This window comes from Sphingopyxis granuli, from assembly GCF_001559015.1.
GTDB classification, from domain to species: Bacteria; Pseudomonadota; Alphaproteobacteria; order Sphingomonadales; family Sphingomonadaceae; genus Sphingopyxis; species Sphingopyxis granuli.
In genome coordinates, this window is sequence record NZ_CP012199.1 from 1,681,389 (window position 1) to 1,700,464 (window position 19,076).

15 protein-coding genes, 1 tRNA gene and 2 pseudogenes are annotated in these 19,076 nt (G+C 63.2%); 7 read left to right on the plus strand and 11 right to left on the minus strand.

Annotated features, from left to right (window positions below; translation table 11 throughout):
• Positions 1–2: 2 nt before the first annotated feature.
• The 6 genes from SGRAN_RS07765 to SGRAN_RS07790 form a co-directional block, all read right to left on the minus strand.
• Positions 3–434 (minus strand): hypothetical protein, encoded by a 432-nt coding sequence (locus tag SGRAN_RS07765; protein WP_067182309.1) that lies wholly within the window; start codon positions 432–434, stop codon positions 3–5.
• A 96-nt stretch (positions 435–530) separates the two neighbouring features.
• Entirely contained in the window at positions 531–5,057 is a 4,527-nt protein-coding gene (gltB, locus tag SGRAN_RS07770) for a glutamate synthase large subunit (RefSeq protein ID WP_067182312.1), read from the minus strand.
• Between the two features lie 14 nt (positions 5,058–5,071).
• Entirely contained in the window at positions 5,072–6,181 is a 1,110-nt protein-coding gene (locus tag SGRAN_RS07775) for a DUF2059 domain-containing protein (protein ID WP_067182316.1), read from the minus strand.
• 16 nt (positions 6,182–6,197) lie between these two features.
• Complete coding sequence (locus tag SGRAN_RS07780; RefSeq protein WP_067182320.1) at positions 6,198–7,640, minus strand: NAD(P)-dependent oxidoreductase; 1,443 nt, start codon at positions 7,638–7,640, stop codon at positions 6,198–6,200.
• A gap of 159 nt (positions 7,641–7,799) precedes the next feature.
• Entirely contained in the window at positions 7,800–8,600 is an 801-nt protein-coding gene (locus tag SGRAN_RS07785; protein WP_067182323.1) for an undecaprenyl-diphosphate phosphatase, read from the minus strand.
• Positions 8,601–8,831: 231 nt separating this feature from the next.
• The gene (locus SGRAN_RS07790) at positions 8,832–9,770 is read right to left on the minus strand and encodes a complex I NDUFA9 subunit family protein (protein WP_067186974.1); all 939 of its coding nucleotides are present in this window, start codon (positions 9,768–9,770) and stop codon (positions 8,832–8,834) included.
• A 198-nt stretch (positions 9,771–9,968) separates the two neighbouring features.
• Here SGRAN_RS07790 and SGRAN_RS07795 point away from each other — a divergent pair.
• A tRNA-Leu gene (locus tag SGRAN_RS07795) sits at positions 9,969–10,055 on the plus strand.
• A gap of 165 nt (positions 10,056–10,220) precedes the next feature.
• A complete protein-coding gene (locus tag SGRAN_RS07800; RefSeq protein WP_067182325.1) occupies positions 10,221–11,444 on the plus strand; it encodes a tyrosine-type recombinase/integrase in 1,224 nt (407 codons plus the stop codon).
• A gap of 136 nt (positions 11,445–11,580) precedes the next feature.
• Here the strand turns inward: SGRAN_RS07800 and SGRAN_RS07805 are convergent, their stop codons facing one another.
• The 3 genes from SGRAN_RS07805 to SGRAN_RS07815 form a co-directional block, all read right to left on the minus strand.
• Entirely contained in the window at positions 11,581–11,775 is a 195-nt protein-coding gene (locus SGRAN_RS07805; RefSeq protein WP_022673626.1) for a DUF6961 family protein, read from the minus strand.
• Positions 11,766–12,317 carry a thermonuclease family protein gene (locus tag SGRAN_RS22940; RefSeq protein WP_233453976.1) on the minus strand — a complete coding sequence of 184 codons (552 nt, stop codon included), beginning with the start codon at positions 12,315–12,317 and terminating at the stop codon, positions 11,766–11,768. Before SGRAN_RS22940 ends, SGRAN_RS07805 begins: the two co-directional genes overlap by 10 nt.
• A 64-nt stretch (positions 12,318–12,381) precedes the next feature.
• On the minus strand, positions 12,382–12,966 hold the full coding sequence (locus tag SGRAN_RS07815) for a lytic transglycosylase domain-containing protein (protein WP_067182328.1): 585 nt from the start codon (positions 12,964–12,966) through the stop codon (positions 12,382–12,384).
• A 346-nt stretch (positions 12,967–13,312) separates the two neighbouring features.
• On the opposite strand from SGRAN_RS07815, the gene SGRAN_RS07820 reads away from it, so the two are divergent.
• Together SGRAN_RS07820 and SGRAN_RS07825 are read left to right on the plus strand one after the other, a co-directional pair.
• On the plus strand, positions 13,313–13,804 hold the full coding sequence (locus SGRAN_RS07820; protein ID WP_063511185.1) for a hypothetical protein: 492 nt from the start codon (positions 13,313–13,315) through the stop codon (positions 13,802–13,804).
• On the plus strand, positions 13,797–14,012 hold the full coding sequence (locus tag SGRAN_RS07825) for a helix-turn-helix transcriptional regulator (RefSeq protein ID WP_063511184.1): 216 nt from the start codon (positions 13,797–13,799) through the stop codon (positions 14,010–14,012). Before SGRAN_RS07820 ends, SGRAN_RS07825 begins: the two co-directional genes overlap by 8 nt.
• An 834-nt stretch (positions 14,013–14,846) precedes the next feature.
• On the opposite strand, the pseudogene SGRAN_RS07835 reads toward SGRAN_RS07825, so the two are convergent.
• Positions 14,847–15,922 (minus strand): annotated as a pseudogene (locus tag SGRAN_RS07835) (IS3 family transposase); the annotation flags it as partial.
• 413 nt (positions 15,923–16,335) lie between these two features.
• Positions 16,336–16,872, minus strand: coding sequence for a Mov34/MPN/PAD-1 family protein (locus SGRAN_RS21580; protein WP_082737143.1), 537 nt, complete (start codon positions 16,870–16,872; stop codon positions 16,336–16,338).
• Between the two features lie 62 nt (positions 16,873–16,934).
• Between SGRAN_RS21580 and SGRAN_RS23235 the strand changes: the two are divergent.
• From SGRAN_RS23235 to SGRAN_RS07855, 3 genes and pseudogenes are all read left to right on the plus strand, one after another.
• Positions 16,935–17,234 (plus strand): annotated as a pseudogene (locus SGRAN_RS23235) (AMP-binding protein); the annotation flags it as partial.
• Positions 17,235–17,339: 105 nt separating this feature from the next.
• Positions 17,340–17,693: an AMP-binding enzyme gene (locus SGRAN_RS23240; RefSeq protein ID WP_269420691.1), complete on the plus strand. Its 354-nt coding sequence runs from the start codon at positions 17,340–17,342 to the stop codon at positions 17,691–17,693.
• A gap of 202 nt (positions 17,694–17,895) precedes the next feature.
• Positions 17,896–18,968 (plus strand): IS3 family transposase gene (locus SGRAN_RS07855; protein WP_089217183.1). Its coding sequence is split into 2 segments (ribosomal slippage): positions 17,896–18,055 and positions 18,055–18,968, totalling 1,074 coding nucleotides; the frame shifts between segments, so codons are not numbered across the junction.
• The last annotated feature ends 108 nt before the right edge of the window (positions 18,969–19,076 follow it).

Here is a 19,076-nt window from a genome sequence, read left to right on the forward strand (position 1 = left end):
TTTCAGCGCCGCGCGGCGTCGCGTTCGCGTTCCCATTGGGCGGCAAGGTCGCGCGCCATGTCCTTGAGGACCGGGGCATAGGCCGCCAGCGCCGAGGCCGCGTGGCCGGCCATGCGCGCGCCGGCGCGAACGTCGTCGCCCATCCGCTCGGCATAATAGGGATCGTCCTTGCCCGCGACCTCGCCCAGCGTCGCGTCGGGCGGGATGTAGGCGGCGTCGGATTCGGGGTCGATCTGCGCCACGGCCTGCGCGAGCGGGCCGACGTTGAGCTGCATCAGCGCCCCGACCAGCGCCGTCACCGTGTCGGCCATGCGATCCTGGAGCAGGGGGTCGTTCAGCGCCGCGACGGCGCCGCGCGTATCATGTTCGCCCGCCGCCGCAGGCAGCGGCGCCGCGAGCGCGAGCAGGGGGAGGGCAGCGATGGTCCAGCGCATGGCGTCGTCCTTTCGACCGGAAATCGAAGCGCGGATCATAGGCGCGAGTCGCTTTCGCTGCGCTGAACGCGGCACGCCGTCCATGCCGCGTCCGCGTCACTCCGCCGCTTCGACCGCGATATCGGCGTCGCTGAGCGGGTGGGCGAGGCGGGCGACCATCTCCTTCGGACAGACCTGCCAGAACTGCGCGCGGCGGCGGTCCCAGTCGGACAGGATTTCGGCCGACCAGCGGCTGCCCGTCGCCGCGGCATGCTCGGCGATCAGCGCCTTCAGCACGTCCTCCCAATGCGCGCTGTCGAGCCGCTGCCACTGGATCGATTCGCCGTTCGCATGGCGTTCGAAGCTGCCGTCCTCGTCGAGGACGAAGGCCATGCCGCCGGTCATGCCGGCGCCGAAGTTCGAGCCGACGGGGCCGAGGATCACCGCGGTGCCGCCGGTCATATATTCGCAGCCGTTCGCGCCGCAGCCCTCGATCACGACGCGCGCGCCCGAGTTGCGCACCGCGAAGCGCTCCCCCGCCTGCCCCGCGGCGAGCAGCGTGCCCGCGGTCGCGCCATAGAGGACGGTGTTGCCGACGATGCTGTTGTGCTGGCTGACCAGCGGGCTCGACACCGTCGGGCGCACGACGATACGGCCGCCCGACAGACCCTTGCCGACATAGTCGTTGGCGTCGCCGAACACCTCGAGCGTGATGCCGCTGCACAGGAAGGCGCCGAGCGACTGGCCCGCGGTGCCGCGCAGACGCACCTGGACATGGTCGTCGGCCAGCCCGTTCATCCCGAACCGCGCGGTGACCTCTGCCGACAGACGGGTGCCGACGGCGCGGTGCGTGTTGCGGACATTGTAGGTGAGCTGCATCCGTTCGCCGCGCTCGAACAGCGGCTTCGCGTCGCTCAATATCTGCGCGTCGAGGCTGTCGGGCACCGGGTTGCGGAAGTTCGGCCCCTGCGACCGGCGCTCCTCGTCGGGCGCATCGACCTTGGCCAGCAGCGGATTGAGATCGAGATCGTCGAGATGCTCGGCACCGCGGCTGACCTGACGCAGCAGTTCGGTGCGCCCGATCACCTCGTCGAGGCTGCGGCAGCCGAGCCTGGCGAGAATCTCGCGCACCTCCTCGGCGATGAAGGTCATCAGGTTGATGACCTTTTCGGGGCTGCCGCCGAATTTGGCGCGCAGCTTTTCATCCTGGGTGCAGATGCCGACCGGGCAGGTGTTCGAATGGCACTGGCGCACCATGATGCAGCCCATCGCGACGAGGCTGAGCGTCCCGATGCCGAACTCCTCGGCGCCGAGGATCGCCGCGATCACGATGTCGCGCCCGGTCTTGAGCCCGCCGTCGGTGCGCAGGCGGATACGATGGCGCAGCCCGTTGAGGGTCAGCACCTGATTGACCTCCGACAGCCCCATTTCCCACGGGGTGCCGGCATATTTGATGCTGGTCTGCGGACTGGCGCCGGTGCCGCCGGTGTTGCCCGAGACGAGAATGACGTCGGCGTGCGCCTTGGCGACGCCCGCCGCGACGGTGCCGATGCCCGCGGAGCTGACGAGCTTCACGCAGACGCGCGCGCGCGGGTTGATCTGCTTGAGGTCGTAGATGAGCTGCGCGAGGTCCTCGATCGAATAGATGTCGTGGTGCGGCGGCGGGGATATGAGCATCACGCCCGGCGTCGAATGGCGCAGCCGCGCGATGAACTCGGTGACCTTGAAGCCTGGAAGCTGGCCGCCCTCGCCGGGCTTGGCGCCCTGCGCGACCTTGATCTCTATCTCGTCGCAGGCGCCCAGATATTCGGCGGTGACGCCGAAACGGCCGCTGGCGATCTGCTTGATGTTGCTGTTGGCATTGTCGCCATTCGGATAGGGATGATAGCGCGCGCTGTCCTCGCCGCCTTCGCCCGACACCGCCTTCGCGCCGATGCGGTTCATCGCGATCGCCAGCGTCTCGTGCGCCTCCGGCGACAGCGCGCCGAGCGACATGCCGGGGGTGACGAAGCGCTTGCGGATCTCGGTGATCGCCTCGACGCTGTCGAGCGGAACGCCCTGCTGCGGAAAGTTGAATTCGAGCAGGTCGCGCAGATAGACGGGCGGCAGATCGTCGACCCCGCGCGAGAATTGCAGATAGGTCGAATAGCTGTCGGTCGCGACCGCGGTCTGGAGCAGGTGCATGAGCTGCGCCGAATAGGCGTGCGCCTCGCCCCCCGCGCGCTGGCGGTAGAAACCGCCGACGGGCAGCGCGATGACGCGATTGTCGAACGCCGCCTCGTGCTTGTCGGTCGCGTTGATGAACAGCGACTGATAGCCTTCGCCCGAAATCTTTGCCGGCATGCCGGGGAAGAGGTCGTTGACGAGCGCGCGCGACAGGCCGACCGCCTCGAAATTATAGCCGCCGCGATAGCTGGAGATCACCGCGATCCCCATCTTCGCCATGATCTTGAGCAGCCCGTCGTTGATCGCCTTGCGGAAGCGGGCGCGGCAGTCGTCGAGCGACAGGTCGCCGAACAGACCGCGCGCGTGGCGATCGGCGATGCTCGCCTCGGCCAGATAGGCGTGGACGGTGGTTGCGCCGACGCCGACCAGCACCGCGAAGGCGTGGGTGTCGAGCACCTCGGCCGAGCGGATGTTGATCGAGGCGTAGCTGCGCAGCCCCTTGCGCACGAGATGGGTGTGGACCGCGGCGGCGGCGAGCACCATCGCGACGCCGACGCGGTCGGGGCCGATGGCCTGGTCGGTCAGGAACAGCTCGCTGCGCCCGGCGCGCACCGCGTCCTCCGCCTCGCGGCGGATGCGCGCGATCGCGTCGCGCAGCGCCGAGGCGTCGTCGCCGGCGGCGAAGGTGCAGTCGATGTCGGCGACGGCGTCGCCGAAATAGGCGCGCAACCGATCCCAGTCGTCGCCGACGAGTACCGGCGAATCGATGACGAGGACGTGCGCGCTCTGTCCCTTTTCGTCGAGGATGTTGCCGAGGTTGGAGAAGCGGGTGTTGAGGCTCATCACATGCCGTTCGCGCAGGGAGTCGATCGGCGGGTTGGTGACCTGGCTGAAATTCTGGCGAAAGAACTGCGCGACGTGGCGCGGCTTGTCCGAGATGACCGCGAGCGGCGTATCGTCGCCCATCGACCCGATCGCTTCCTTGGCATCCTCGACCATCGGCGACAGGATCAGTTCCATGTCCTCCATCGTCAGGCCCGCCGCGACCTGGCGGCGCAGCAGTTCGGCGCGGTCCCACGCGGGAAGGCTGGCCTTGCCGCCCTTCGGCAGGTCGGCCATGGTACGGAAGCCCTTGACGCGCGAAGCATAGTCCTGCGCACCGGCGATGCGGTCCTTGATCGCGCGATCCTCGTAAAGCGTCCCTTCGTCGAGGTCGACCGCGATCATCTGGCCGGGGCCGAGCCGGCCCTTCTTGCGGATGCTTGCCTCCGGCAGCAGCACCATGCCGCTTTCCGATCCGACGACGAGCAGATTGTCGGCGGTCAGCGTGTAGCGCAGCGGGCGCAGCGCGTTGCGGTCCATCCCCGCCACCGCCCAGCGGCCGTCGGTCATCGCCAGCGCGGCGGGGCCGTCCCACGGCTCGGTGACGCTGGCGAGATAGGCGTACATCGCCTTGTGCGCGTCGGGGATATCGTCGTCGTGCCCCCATGCCTCGGGAACGAGGATCAGCTTCGCGGTCGGCGCGTCGCGGCCGGCGCGGCACAGCGTCTCGAACACCGCGTCGAGCGCCGCGGTGTCGCTGGCGCCCGCGGGGATCACCGGCTTGATGTCCTCCGAATGCTCGCCGAAGGCGAGGCTCGCCATCTTGATCTCGTGGCTCTTCATCCAGTTGCGGTTGCCGCGGATCGTGTTGATCTCGCCATTGTGCGCGAGGCAGCGGAAGGGCTGGGCCAGCCACCATTGCGGGAAGGTGTTGGTCGAATAGCGCTGGTGGAAGATCGCGACCCGGCTTTCGAACAGGCGGTTGGTCAGGTCGGGATAGAAATCGGCCAGACTCTCGGCCAGGAATAGCCCTTTGTAGATGATCGAGCGGCCCGAGAGGGAGCAGATATAGAAATCGTGGATCTGCGCCGCGATCACCTTCTTCTCGATCCGGCGGCGGACGAGGTAGAGTTGCTTTTCGAATTCGGCGAGCGACTGCTCCTCGGGCAGCGGGCCGGCGATCATGATCTGCTCGATCTCCGGGCGCGTACGCTGCGCCTTGTCGCCGATCACCGACACGTCGACGGGCACCTGCCGCCAGCCGTAGATGGTGTAGCCCGCGTCGATGATCTCCGCCTCGACGATCGTCCGGCACGCTTCCTGCGCGCCCAGGTCGGTGCGCGGCAGGAAGACCATGCCGACGGCGAGGCGGTTCGGGCGCACCTTGTGCCCCGACGCCGCGATCGCATCGTCGAAGAAGCGTTCGGGCAGGTCGACATGGATGCCCGCCCCGTCCCCCGTCTTGCCGTCGGCATCGACCGCGCCGCGGTGCCACACCGCGCGCAGCGCCTCGATCGCCGCATCGACGACGCGGCGCGACGGCTTGCCGTCGGTCGCCGCGACCAGCCCGACGCCGCAGGCATCGGATTCGAGGTCGGGGCGATACATGCCGGTTTCAGCGAGCCGCGCATGGTCGGGGGTGGGGTAATGGGTCATGTCTTCGTTCCTGACTATGAGGTCGGATCGGTCATGCCGAGCCGCTTGCGCGCGTTGGCGGCGGCGGTCTGTTCGGCTTCGTGGGTTGCCGCTTCCAGTTCCTCGACCGCCTTGCGGTCGGCCTCGGACCAGTTGGAGCGGTCGTGGCCCGCGTCGTAATCGTCCGCGGCTGCGGCGGCCGCGTCAACGGCATCGTCGCTATAGCTCCATTCGTCGCTGGCCGCGGCTTCGGTGGTTTCGACCGGCGCATCCCACGAATCACGCGTTTCCTTGAGCGTCTTGACGTCGACCTTGAGCAGTTTGGCGAGCTTGCGCAGTTCGGCATCGCTCAGGTCGGCCAGCGCGCGTTCCTTCGGCAGCTCCTTGAGCTGACCCTCGACCTGCGGCGCGCGGTCGATGACCTTGTCGGCCAGCGGCGGGACGGCCTTGATCATCGCCAGCATCACCTCCGGATCGGCCTGCAGCGCCATCCATTCGCGGGCATAGGCCTGACCGGCGGGGGTGGCGAAGAAGGTGTTGAACTGGCCGAGCTGGTCGGCGGCGAAGGTGCGGGCATAGGCGCGCGCAAGTCCGGCGCGCATCGGCGGTTCGAGGTCGGCGAGCACCTCGCTGATCACCGGCTTGATGACGGCGGTCACCTGCTCTTCGCGCTGCTTGCGATGGGGGTCGAACAGGTCGGCGATCGCCTGCTTGCTCGGCGCGTCGAGCGCGGCGATCGTGTCGCTGTCGACGCCGGTCTTGATGCCGATCATCAGGTCCGACGCGCCGTCGACCTGCGCCATGATCGACTTGAAGACCTTGCCGTAGAGATTGTCGAGCATCCGCTCGAGACTGCCCGCGGGAATCAGCGCGGCGGTCGTCTGCTGCGCGAGCGCGAGCTGCGCGGGGTCGATCGGCGGCAGCGTGTCGGTCGCGAATATCTTTTCGACGAGCGCGATGGCTTCGTCCATTTCCTTGCGCATCCGCGTCTTGGCATCGGCAAGGCTGCTTTCTCTCAGCATCGAATCGTCGGCGACGACCTCTGCCGCCGGCGCTTCCTCGGGTTCGGCCCAGGCGGGCGCGGCGGGGGACAGCAGCGCGACGGTGCCGGCGAGCGCCAGCGATTTCCAGCTCGACATGGTCATGATTCCTTCCTGTTGATCATGCCGCCTTCTTTTCGGTTTTTGCCTTGACCTTCAACCACTTTGCCATCTGTTCGCTGACGTCGCGGCCGTCGCGGATGCCCCAGACGACCAGACTGGCGCCGCGCACGATGTCGCCCGCGGCGAACACGCCGGGCAGGCTGGTCATCATCGTCTGGTGATCGACGCGCAGCGTGCCCCAGCGCGTGACGCTGAGGTCGGGGGCGCCGAACAGGTGCGGCAGTTCCTCCGGGTCGAAGCCGAGCGCCTTGATCACCATATCGGCGGGCAGGTCGAAGCTGCGGCCCGGATCGGGCTCGGGGTTGCGGCGGCCGCTCGCGTCGGGGGCGCCGAGACGCATGCCCTGCGCCGCGACCTGCCGGACCGCCTTGTCGGCGGTGAAGCGCTCGGGCGCCGCCAGCCACACGAACTCGACGCCTTCCTCCTCGGCATTGGCGACTTCGCGCTGCGAGCCCGGCATATTCTCCCGGTCGCGGCGATAGAGGCATTTGACCGACTTCGCGCCCTGGCGGATCGCGGTGCGGACGCAGTCCATCGCGGTGTCGCCGCCGCCGATGACGACGACATGCTTGCCCTCGGCATTCAGCCGCCCGTCGTCGAAGGCGGGGACCGCGTCGCCGAACCCCTTGCGGTTCGAGGCGATCAGATAGTCGAGCGCGGCGACCACGCCCTCGGCATCCTTGCCGGGGACGGCGATCTCGCGCGCCTTGTAGACGCCGGTCGCGATCAGCACCGCGTCGTGCCGCTGGCGCAGCGCGTCGAGCGTCGCGTCCCGGCCCACCTCGAACCCGGCGTGGAAGTGGATGCCGCTTTCGGCGAGCCGCTCGATGCGGCGCATCACCACCTCCTTCTCCAGCTTGAAGCCGGGAATGCCGTAGGTGAGCAGGCCGCCGGCGCGGTCGTGGCGGTCATAGACATGCACCTCGTGCCCCACGACGCGCAGATATTCGGCGGCGGTCAGCCCGGCCGGGCCGGCGCCGACGATGCCCACCGACTGGCCCGTCGCCGGGCCCGCGCGGACCGGCTCGACCCAGCCCTCGGCCCAGGCGGTGTCGGTGATGTATTTCTCGACGCTGCCGATGGTCACGGCGCCGTGACCCGCGCTCTCGATCACGCAATTGCCTTCGCACAACCGGTCCTGCGGGCAGATGCGGCCGCAGATCTCGGGCATAGTCGAGGTCGCGTTCGACAGTTCGTACGCCTCGCGCAGCCGCCCCTCCGCGGTCAGGCGCAGCCATTCGGGGATGTGGTTGTGCAGCGGGCAATGCACCGAGCAATAGGGCACGCCGCACTGCGAACAGCGCGCCGACTGCTCGCGCGCGTCGGGCGCGGCGTAGCGCTCGGCGATCTCGCGGAAATCGCGCGCGCGCTCCTCCGGCGAGCGCTTGTCGGGATAGGATTGGTCGTGCCCCACGAACTGGAGCATGCGATCGGCAGCCATGCATTTTTTCCCTTCGTTGCGAGGGCGGATGCAGGAGCGCCGAAAGGCTGTCATCAGGAAAAGCAGATTTAAGGCAGTAATACTGACCTTAAATCTGCTCGATTCTGGAAAGTCGCTTATCTCACGCAATCATCTTTCAAAATTAGTAAAATATCGGACCTATCTCAGGGCTAGCCAGACCAGCGCCGCGGCGCCGACGATGATTCGATACCAGGCGAAGGGGCCGAATCCGTATCGCGTCACGACGGCGAGGAAGGCTTTGATCACCGCCCAGGCAACGATGAAGGACACGAACGCGCCGAGCGCGATCAGGCCCAGGTCGTTCCGGGTGATCGCGTCGTGATGCTTGGCAAGCTGCAGCACCGTCGCGCCGGTCAGCGTCGGCAGGGCAAGGAAGAAGCTGAATTCGGCGGCGGTCTTGCGGTCGATGCCGAGCGCCATCGCGCCCATGATCGTCGCGCCCGAGCGGCTGACCCCGGGGATCATCGCGATGCACTGGACAAGGCCGACGATGATCGACTGGCGCGTCGTCAGCGCCGCGACCCCGCCGCTGTCGACGGGTTTCGCGAACCGCTCGACGAGCAGGATGGCGAACCCACCGATCACCAGCGCCCAGGCGACGACGACGGCGTTTTCGAGCAGCGCCTCGATATAATCGCCGAACGCGAGCCCCAGGACGACCGCGGGCAGGAAGGCGAGCAGCAGGTTGCGCACGAAGGCGATCGCCACCGGATCGCGCCGGAAGAAGCCGACGATCATCTCGCGGAACAGCCGCCGGTAGAGGACGACGATCGCCAGGATCGCGCCCGGCTGGATCGCGATGTTGAACACCGCCCAGCGCGCCGCGTCATAGCCGAGCAGCTCGGTCGCGAGGATCAGGTGGCCGGTCGAGGAGACGGGCAGGAATTCGGTCAGCCCCTCGACGATGCCGAGGATGATCGCGGTCAGCCACAGGCTCATCGACGCTCTCCCGCCGACGCGCGCCCAGGGGGAGGGGCAAGCGGGGAGGGAGGGGGAGCGAACGGCAAATCGGCTGGGGGCATGGACGATCCTGCGAAGCGAAGACGAATAGGCGAAGGGGCGGCCGGCTCGGTGCCGGACGCCCCTTTCCCTGACGGACCTACGCAGCGCGTGCGGATTTTTCCAGCCGCTATTTGAAAAGCGCGCGCCCGGGCGCGCCGGAGCGGGCGGTTAACGCGCCGCGGCCCCGGCAAAGCGGCCGTGGCGGCGATACTGGACGAGCCAGCCCTCGGCGACCGCGGCGAGCGACGTGGGCGTGATGCCGAGCTGCGCGAGCCCGGCGGCGCCGGGGGCGACGACATTGTCGACCTGCAGCATCCGCCACTGATCGCGGGTGATCGGCGCGCCGGGCAGCCAGCCCAGCCCGGCGGCGAGCGCCCCCGCGACGGCATCGGGCATCTCGACGAACAGCCGCTTTCGTCCGGTCGCGGCGGCGATCCATTGCTGCAGCGCGGCCATCGTCAACACCTGCGGCCCGCCCAGTTCGAACAGGTCGCCAGCGACCGGCGCGGCGAGCGCCGCGACCACCGCATCGGCGACATCGCCGACATAGACGGGCTGGAGCTTCGTTGCCGGCGCGATCACCGGGACGACCGGCGTCATGCGCATCAGCGCCGCGAAACGGTTGATGAACCGGTCCTCGCGCCCGAAGACGATCGACGGGCGCAGAATCGTCGCTTCGGGGAAGGCGGCACGGACCGCGGCCTCGCCGTCGCCCTTGCTGCGGCCATAGGCCGAGGCGCTGTCGCGATCGGCGCCGATCGCCGAAACATGGGCGAAGGCGCGCGCGCCGGCGGCTTTCGCGGCGGCGGCGGCATGGCCGGCGCCCTCCGCCTGCACCGCGTGCATCGCGTCGAAGCTGCCGGCGAGGTTGACGACGGCGTCGCTGCCCTGGACCGCGCGCGCGACGCTCGCCGCATCGCGCACGTCGGCGGCGACGAACTGCGTCTGGCCCAGGCCGCCGAGCGGCTTCAGGAACACCGCCGCGCGCGGGTCGCGCTGCGCGACGCGCACCCGCGCGCCCAGCGTCAGCAGGCGTTGCACGACATAGCGGCCGACGAATCCGCCGCCACCCAGCACCGTGATCAATTGTCCGTCGAGGTTGCGCATCGCGTCGCCCTGTATCCGATTCTCCACCGGCGCCACGGCGCCGCTCGCGCTCCCATGCCGCGAAGCGCCCGCGGGGGCAAGGGCATGTGTCGCCGGCGGCGACGCAAATCCGCGCTTCGGCAAAATAATCGCGCCGCGCCCGTGCAGCGCGGTTGACAAGCGCCAACCCCCGCCGCTAAGCGCCCGCTCCTACCCCGTGCCCAGATGGCGGAATTGGTAGACGCACCAGCTTCAGGTGCTGGCGATCGCAAGGTCGTGGAGGTTCGAGTCCTCTTCTGGGCACCATTTGTTCTTCTCACGTTCTCCCAAATAATCTATAAAACCCGCAGAAATCCTAGGGATTTGGCCCTTGGATCGTTCCGGATCGTCCCGCCTGTTCTCGGGGGTTCCAGACACTTTTGTGGGCCTTTTGAGGCCGTTTCGCAAAGGCCCAGATGAAAAGGCCCCCACATGCCTCTGACAGATACTCGCCTCCGCGCACTCAAGCCCAAGGATAAGCCGTACAAGGTAACCGATGAGCGCGGCCTATATGTTGAGGTCACGCCGACCGGCGGCAAACTTTGGCGATTCAGATACCGGATCGGCGGCGCTCAAAAGAAGCTCTGCATCGGCAGCTATCCCGACATCAGCCTCAAGCAGGCGCGAGACGCGGCCTACGAGGCGCGACGAGCTGTTGCTTCAGGGGGCGACCCGGCTTTTGAGAAGCGGAAGCGGAAAATCCGCGCGGAGTTCCTTTCTGCACAGACGTTCGAGGCCGTCGCACGTGAGTATATTGAACAGATGATGGTCCAGAATGGTCGCGCCGATGGCACGATCGTCAAGGCCAACTATTTCCTCGACAAGCTTGCACCTGCCATCGGGAACCGACCCATCAACGAGATCGAACCGTTCGAAGTCCTGGCTCCTCTCAAGCGAATGGAAGCCACTGGCAAGCACGAGACTGCGAAGAAATGCCGGTCGTTCGCAGGCAGGGTGTTTCGCTATGGTGTTGCAACGACCCGTTGCAAATCCGATCCGACCAGTATGCTGAAGGGTGCTCTCGTAACGCCTAGAGCCAAGCACTACGCAGCAATCCTCGAGCCCACCGAGCTAGGCGGGCTGCTGCGCGCAATCGACGACTTCACTGGCTACATGGTGACGAAGTTAGCTTTGCAGATCGCGCCGCATGTGTTTGTGCGCCCCGGCGAACTCCGGCACGCCGAATGGCATGAGATCGACCTCGTCGATGGAGTCTGGAAGATCCCTGCCGGCAAAATGAAAGCACGCCGAGCGCATGCCGTCCCGCTTTCCAAGCAGGTTAGAGGCTATCTCACTGACCTGGCCGAGATGCTCGGCCGCGAAGGATATGTTTTCCCATCTGCGCGCAGCTCCAAGCGTCCGATGAGTGAAAACACGCTCAATGCCGCATTCCGTCGCATGGGATACTCGAAAGAAGAAGTCACCGCGCACGGACTCCGTGCGACAGCATCGACATTCCTGAACGAGTCGGGACTTTGGAATCCGGATGCAATCGAGCGTGCCCTGGCACATGGCGACAGCAATGTTGTGCGTGGCATCTACCATCGCGGCAAGCATTGGGACGAGCGCGTGCGCATGGCTCAATGGTGGAGCGACTACCTCGATGAGCTCCGGACAGGAGGAAAGGTCATCATGGGCAAGTTTGCGAAGGGATGATCGGAAGAACGAATTTCTTCTCAGCCAGTGCAGGACTGAAGGCTCAGGACCAGCCCTATCAGGGACACTGACGCGAGCAAGGCGAATTCAATTCTGATGCCCCAGACTTTAAGCCAATTCCGCATTGTGCCGAGCCTCAGTTCGTAGAGCTTTGGCAGCCAAGCTGATCGAAGCGCTCAGCAACAGTCTTCCAAGTTGCTATGCCTGCCTCGTCCCCTTCGTTGGATAGCCGCTGGATTTGCTGCGCGATATACGCGGTTCCCTCTTCGCCATGGTTCTTTTCGACCCAGAGAGCGACGGCCCACAATTCCTGGTCGCGGTTCAACACCATGCTTCGCGTCTCCCGGTCCAGGTCCGCGCCAGCCCTTCGCTGACCAGCTGATCGCCGAGCGAGCGGCCGCCGCGCGTTACGACCCGCAGTTTACGGCCGTACTGATCCTCATCTCTGCTACCGATGGTTCTGAGTTCAAAGGGTCCGCCATTGAGCAGTTCGACAAGGCGATGCGTCGCGCGCATGCCGAGTTGGTATTCATAGTCGCAACGAGGCTCGCTGATCTCGGGAGTGTCGATGTCGGCAATCCGGATCTTCACGCCATCAAGCCAGAAAGTATCTCCATCCACGACGCATGTGCGCCGGATGGATCCGCAGATGTCGAATTGTGGGGAGCTTGCTTGCTGGAATAAAACCTGAGGCTGCTGATCGTCGTTAGCAAGGCTGGCATCATGGACTGGCCAGTTGAGTGCCAGCATCCCTCCAGCAAATACGATCGCGAATGCTCCCAAACCCAACGCGATCTCCTTTCTCAGCTTCCGGCGCTTCTGTGCCTTCAACGCCTTGCGAAAGTCGAACGGCTCACCTGGGGTCTCATTCACTGGCGTTGTCCGTCTTCATTCCGGCACATGATTTCAGACAATAGCCGGAAATCAGGTAGTTTCGTCAATTGTACGTACCAATTGCTTGCCAACGTCCCAACACAGACCGGACATATTGCGGCGTTTCACCATTGTTGGGAATGCCGCGTGATCGGGAGACGGCACCTGGACCAGCATTGTAAGCAGCCAAGGCCAGGTGGACTGCGTCGAACCGGTCCAACATATCGCGAAGGTACCTGGCGCCACCGTCGATCGATGCAAGAGGGTCATGACGGTTCCGGACGCCCAGTTCTCTCGCCGTGGCCGGCATAAGCTGAGCCAGCCCGGCAGCACCGGCTGGACTAACAGCCATCGGATTGAAGCGGGACTCAGCCCAGATAAGAGCACGAAGCAGGTTGGTCGGAAGCCCGTAACGGCGTTCAGCCTCGGCTATCGCCGCCATATACAAGCCTTCCCGGTAGGATACGTTTGCTGGCTCGGCCTGGTAGATTGCAGGAAGATATTCTCTTGCCGGCTGCTGGTCCGTCTTCGGCGGAACGATCGAGTGCTCGAACAAGGTGAAATCCTGGGCGCGTACTTGCTGTGAGGAGGTCGCGATCATCCCCAGACAGGCGACCACTAGCGCGGTCAGACAATTGAGGCAGTTCATCTCGACTTGTGCTCCATTGATTCGAATCGAAAGAGAACATAAAAAGAACATGCGCCTGTAGGAAATCGGGAACTGGATTTTGGGGCTGCTGCCCAAGCAAAAAGCGACATCTGGAGGTGCGCAGGCTGGGATTCGCGCAGGTTGATCGCGGATCAGCGCCAACTGTGCCGAGTTTGGCGAGGAGCGTGCCGCCATATGCGCGAACACGACCGGAATTCGCGCGAATCAACGAAGGAAGCCGATTCGGTGGTTCCTCTATGTTCTCTAATTGTTCTTTTCGTTTTCCTACAGGCTTCCTTCGCGGTTAGCCGGTGGTTCGATCACCTCCAGAGATAAGGATTCGTCGATGACCAACATGGCGCTCTTTGCCGAACAACAGGTTCGCGCCGACCTTGCCCGGCTGCTTTTGGCAGCCGTCGAAGCCAGCGGCCGTGCACGCTGCGACATCGCGCGCGACGCGCAGATCCATAAGGATGCCCTGCGCCGCGTCCTTGCCGGTGAACGCTCGGCTAGCCTCGGCGAAGCCTTGCGCGTTCTCGCCGCGTGCGGCGTCGCTCCTCATGCCCACCTGCTGCTGTTCCTCGTCAGCAGCGGCGATCACGCGATTGCCTGGCTGCAATCGGACCTCGCGCAGTTCTTCGAGGACTTTTCTGGCGAACTGCCTTCAGCGCTCGAACGAGTCCTAGGCAACCAGGTTCATGAGGTGAAGCCGCGTTGGGCCAAGGGCACGGCACACCGTGTCGCCCGCCTGCTTTCCGATCACATCGATGAGCTCGAACGTAAGGACGCGCTGCTTGGCGATGTCTTCGCCGGTGCCGAAAGAGGCCATCGTGGGTGAAGAGATCGACAAAGGAGCGACGGAGTCTCGCCGGGTGACGCGGCTTATTCGCTTGCCCGAAGTGCAGCACCGCGTCGGGCTTGGCCGTTCGACGATCTACCGTTGGATGAGCGAGGGCAAGTTTCCCAAACCCGTACAGCTCGGAGGCTATTCCGTGGCATGGTCGGAAAGAGAAGTCGAAGCCTGGATTTCGGACCGCCTGAAGTGACCGCTTATTGGTCTGGAGCTGACTGGTTGGAGGCGGACGTGCCATCGACAGGGGCAGTCAAAGGCATCCTTTGCGCGGTCGCCGGATCGAAGCAGTCGGCCCGATACCCTCGAGTATTGGGAGCGCTCGTCGCTGCAAGAACCGAGCTGCTTTCGGAAGCCACCGGCGCCTATTAAGGAACATACAATATTGAGTAGGTCGAGCCGATCATGACAAAGTGCATCGAACAAGATTTCCCGTGTCAAAATCAAGAGTACGATGCGTTCGATCAAATAGCGCTCTTAGAACTAAGCCAGCCAATTTCTGCCCATGAGTTGGTGAACGAGAGCGCATTTTGTGCGGAACTGCCGGTCGACGACGAACTCCGTATTGGGAACATAACGTACAAGCTCTATCTTAAATTCCTCCGTGGTCAGACAGGCCTCTATCACCTGTGGGTAGACTATGACGCCTGCGACGACCATGGCAATTACACGATGTTATGCGTGTATGTCGGGAAAGGGTTTGCTGAGCTTCGCGTTGATAGCCACGTCAGAAAAAAATGGTCGAAGAATGCCCAGCTATACGTGACATTCACCAGCATGGAGAATCGTCTCTCTAAGTACTACGAGCAATTGTTTCTCGATGTGTACGATTTCGAATTAAACAACATTGAGAATCCTGGCGCAGAATATCTGTTTGCGGTTTGGGATGAGGAACGCCATCACTTGGAAACGCACTTGAATGAGGTTTCCAATCTGAGCAAAATTCAAAGTTTCGACGACTGGTAAGAAGTCGTAATCCGACCGGCCTCAGGTCGAACGAACTCCAGTCTACAGCCCACGCTGTTACCGGTGGTGCGCCGCGCACATGGCTCATCTGGTTCGCCTCGATGTATTCCGCCAGTTCTCCGGCGATGTAGCTCGGGCCATTGTCGCTGAGCAGGCGCGGCCTGTGTAGCACATTGGCATGATCGCAGCCTGAAGCGACCAGCGCCATGTCGAGCGTGTCAGTCACATCCTCGGCACACATAGTGGTGCAGAGCTTCCAGGCAATGATGTAGCGCGAGTAATCGTCGAGCACGGTGGATAGGTAGACCCAACCCCAACCGATGATCTTGAAGTAGGTAAAATCGGTCTGCCACATCTCATTTGGACGTGTGGTCCTTGTATGGAACGCCTCTGCCGCTTTGATAACCGTGTAGGCCGGGCTGCTGATCAGGTCATGGGCCTTCAAGAGCCGGTAAACCGTAGCTTCGGACACGAAGTAACGCTTCTCGTCGGTGAAGCGGACGGCCAACTCACGCGGTGACAGCTCGGTCTGCTCGAGCACCATCTCGACGATCTGGTCCTGCAGCTCGGGCACAATACGGTTCCACACCCGGCTTGGCGTGGATGGCCTGTCTGCCAGCGCCTCCGGCCCGCCTTCGAGGAAGCGATCCTACCAGCGGTAGAAGGTCCGCCGTGCCACGCTAAGCTGGTCCAGCGTGCGTTTGGCCGGGAGATGCGACTGCTCCACGATCCTGATGATCTCCAGCTTCTCTGATGCGGGATACCTCATGCGTCGTCGTCCCCATCCGCGATGATGCTTTTTTTGAGCAGCCGGCTCTCCAAAGTGAGATCGGCCACGCACTCCTTCAGATCGCGGGCCTCACGGCGCAGATCCTTCACCTCTTCTGTGGTCGCGGTACGTGCCGTATCGCCAGCGAGCCTGCGCTTGCTAGCCTCCATGAACCCCTTGGACTAGGTTTAATACAGGCTCTGCGCAATCTCTTCGCGGCGACATAGCTCGGCAATGGAGTCATCGCCGCGCAGGCCATCGAGCACGATGCGGATTTTGTCCTCGACCGAAAAGTGTCGGCGGGTCTTGCGGCGGATATCCTTGATCACCAGCTCGGCAGTCGATTTTGCATTGGAGGATCTTGGCTTCATCTTCGTTCCTTCGTCACTACGACGAAGCCCAAATCCTCCTTACTTCACAACCTCAAATCTGTGCCATAGGCGCTAACGGGGGGCACACTGAATCAGCGACTTAGCCTTACTGCAAGCAGAGCTTTTCAACAGAATAGGGCCGGTAGCGGACTGGCTTCTATTGGCAAGCCCGACACGGAATGCTGCCGTTTCATCCCAGATTCTGTTGCCAGCTCTAAACCTTAGGAAAGAGATTCATCTTTCGTCGTTGCGCACTTCCGTTTGTGCGGGAGTTACTACTGTTAGGCTCAGGATCTCGGGTTGTTGTGATCGTTTGGTTTCAATTGCGGCTCGCGGGTTGCCCTACCAATGCTCGTGCACGAATCGGATGTTCGCAGAAGCAGGGCAAAGTGTGGTTGCGCTCGCCTGTTAGGTTAAGGCAACTCGACGGTTGGCCCATAAGCCTCGTTCCCTGTTTCGCGCAGCTGACGCTTGATAGCAGCCGGGGTGCGGTAAAAAGTGCCAAGCGCATCTTTCTCGACTTGCCGGAGCAAGACCTTGCCCCGATCACCCCAACACTGAAGGTAGAAGGCGGTTTCTCGACCGTCGCAGATAGGGAAAATCATCTCTGCTTTGCGCTGTCTAACGATGTCATACCAATTGCGTATATCGATGGATGAAGGCGAAAGAGAAAATTCGGGATGGCTGTGCCATTCGCCAATCCAGTCCATCTTTCCGCCGGATTTACGCCACCGCCTTAGTGCAGCTATTCTGTGTCCCTTAGGTGAGCGCTGGAAGCGCGTCGAACTTTGTCGATCCCATGGCAATGGTCGGGTGATCTCAGTCACATGAAGGTAAAGACCCTTGCGCAGCCCTAGTACCAGCCCCCCAGCTTCTAACGGGCGATGCTGCCGCGTACATTTTAGCATTTTCTCTGCCGCTGCATGATCGACAAGAATGCCCTCGATCATGATCGATCCCTCGACAGGTATGATGGGCACGTTTTGTGAGCTGAAGGAGACGTTTTGGCTCTCTAAAGCGTGTGGTAATCGGCGGATCGGCTGTACCAGCCAACATGATCAAACGTTTCCAGTCCAAAGGCGTTGAGGTGCGCCAAGCCTGGGGAATGACAGAGACCAGCCCTTTGGGCCTTTCCGCAGCGCTAAAGCCCCATCAACTCGCCTTACCGGAGGCGGATCGTTTGGCGTTGCAATGCAAGCAAGGGCGTCCACAGTTCGGGATGGAATTTCGCGTTGCCGACAAAGACGGACATGAGGTAACACACGATGGCAAAAGCATCGGCTCCTTGCTCGTTCGCGGTCCGTGGGTAGCCGCGCAATATTTCAACGCCGAGGACGCAGATACTCACGAGCAGCACCCAGGCTGGTTCGATACCGGCGATGTCGTGACCATTGACAAAGATAGCTTCATACAGATTGTGGATCGCAACAAGGATTTGATAAAGTCTGGGGGTGAGTGGATATCATCCATCGAGCTCGAAAACATCGCTCAAGATCATCCCGCGATCAAAGAGGCTGCCATCGTCGCTGTGCCGGATAGCCGCTGGGACGAACGCCCGGCCCTGGTGGTGGTCCTGAAGCCTGGCGCGACTTTCAGCTACGATGACATGAGGGCCCAATACGAAGGCAAGACTTCCAAATGGCACGTACCTGACCACCTGGTTGTCGTTGATAAGTTGCCGCACACTGCCACCGGCAAAATCTCGAAGAAAGATATTCGGCATACCCTTATTACGAGCCTTGGAAAGGTCAAAAACGATGTCGGATCGTGAAGGAACTCGGCGACCGACTCATCCTACGTGACCAATAGCCCTAGATTTGTGGACGCTTTCTTCCCTAGTTTTGAGGACAGAAGGCGAGGATGGGACGGTCAAATACTAATGACGAGTTAAAGCGCGGCGCGGAGCGCTGACGTGACCCCTGATTTTCCTCCATTCTCGATTAGCGTCCGGCCCTGATGGAAGGACGGACGAGATGAAGAGAACGAGGTTTTCAGAAGACCAGATTATCGGCGGGCTGGAGGTGTCCGAGGCTCGACGCCTGCGAGCGCTCGAGAGCGAGAACGCGAAGCTCAAGCGGTTGCTGGCCGATTCGATGCTCGACCAGGCAGCGCTGAAGGATCTCCTGGCAAAAGGGTTCTGACGCCCGCCGCGAAGCGGGAAGCTGTGGCTCATCTCCAGACCTGTCACGGGATGAGCGAACGGCGGGCGTGCCGAGTCATAGATGCCGATCGCAAGAGCGTGCGTTACCGTTCCACGCAGGACGATGATGCCCAGCTCCGTGAGAAGCTGCGCGAGCTGGCCAACCAGCGTCGGCGGTTCGGTTATCGCCGCCTGCATATCCTGCTACGCCGGGAGGGCGTGATGATCAATCGCAAGAAGACCCAGCGGCTCTATCAGGAGGAAGGGCTGGCTGTCAGCCGACGGCGCAGTCGTCGGCGGGCTGTCGGGACCAGAGCGCCTGCTCCGGTGCTTGCCCTGCCGAACCAGCGCTGGAGCCTCGACTTCGTGCACGATCAGATGGCGTCAGGAAGACGGTTCCGCGTGCTCAACGTGGTCGTTGACGTGACCAGGGAGTGCCTGGCAGCGGTGCCGGACACGTCGATCTCTGGTCGCCGCGTCGTTCGCGAGCTGACCGCGCTGATCGAACGGCGTGGGAAGCCCGGCATGATCGTCAGCGACAACGGCACGGAGCTCACCAGCAATGCCGTGCTGGCATGGTGCGAGGAGATTGGCGTGGAGTGGCATTACATCGCTCCGGGCAGACCGATGCAGAACGGCTACGTGGAGAGCTTCAACGGCCGCATGCGCGACGAACTGCTGAACGAGACCCTGTTCATCAGCCTGGCCCATGCCCGCGTCGAGATCGCCGTATGGGTGGAAGACTACAACCGAGAGAGACCGCCCTCATCCCTTGGCTACGCGACACCGGCGGCGTTCGCCGCCGAACTAGATAAGCAATGGCCTGCTTCGCCACGCCCTACGGGCTCCGCTGCGCAGCCCATTGCTTCAACCTCGCTCATACGCAACAACGCGGCTCGGCTCTAATCCCAGCTGGGGGAAAATCAGGGGGTCACGTCACTCATTGGAAGGCGGCTATCGTGACGCAAATCGCTCTGAAAGTCGTGGGACTATTTTGCAGGTCTTCGAGGAACA

Coding starts and splice junctions, on each gene's coding strand:
- SGRAN_RS07785 (WP_067182323.1), bottom strand. CDS start 8,600: ATGAGCCTGTGGCTGACCGCGATCATCCTCGGCATCGTCGAGGGGCTG.
- SGRAN_RS21580 (WP_082737143.1), bottom strand. CDS start 16,872: ATGATCGAGGGCATTCTTGTCGATCATGCAGCGGCAGAGAAAATGCTA.
- SGRAN_RS07780 (WP_067182320.1), bottom strand. CDS start 7,640: ATGGCTGCCGATCGCATGCTCCAGTTCGTGGGGCACGACCAATCCTAT.
- gltB (WP_067182312.1), bottom strand. CDS start 5,057: ATGACCCATTACCCCACCCCCGACCATGCGCGGCTCGCTGAAACCGGC.
- SGRAN_RS07765 (WP_067182309.1), bottom strand. CDS start 434: ATGCGCTGGACCATCGCTGCCCTCCCCCTGCTCGCGCTCGCGGCGCCG.
- SGRAN_RS07805 (WP_022673626.1), bottom strand. CDS start 11,775: ATGGTGTTGAACCGCGACCAGGAATTGTGGGCCGTCGCTCTCTGGGTC.
- SGRAN_RS07815 (WP_067182328.1), bottom strand. CDS start 12,966: ATGAACTGCCTCAATTGTCTGACCGCGCTAGTGGTCGCCTGTCTGGGG.
- SGRAN_RS07800 (WP_067182325.1), top strand. CDS start 10,221: ATGCCTCTGACAGATACTCGCCTCCGCGCACTCAAGCCCAAGGATAAG.
- SGRAN_RS07790 (WP_067186974.1), bottom strand. CDS start 9,770: ATGCGCAACCTCGACGGACAATTGATCACGGTGCTGGGTGGCGGCGGA.
- SGRAN_RS07820 (WP_063511185.1), top strand. CDS start 13,313: ATGACCAACATGGCGCTCTTTGCCGAACAACAGGTTCGCGCCGACCTT.
- SGRAN_RS07775 (WP_067182316.1), bottom strand. CDS start 6,181: ATGACCATGTCGAGCTGGAAATCGCTGGCGCTCGCCGGCACCGTCGCG.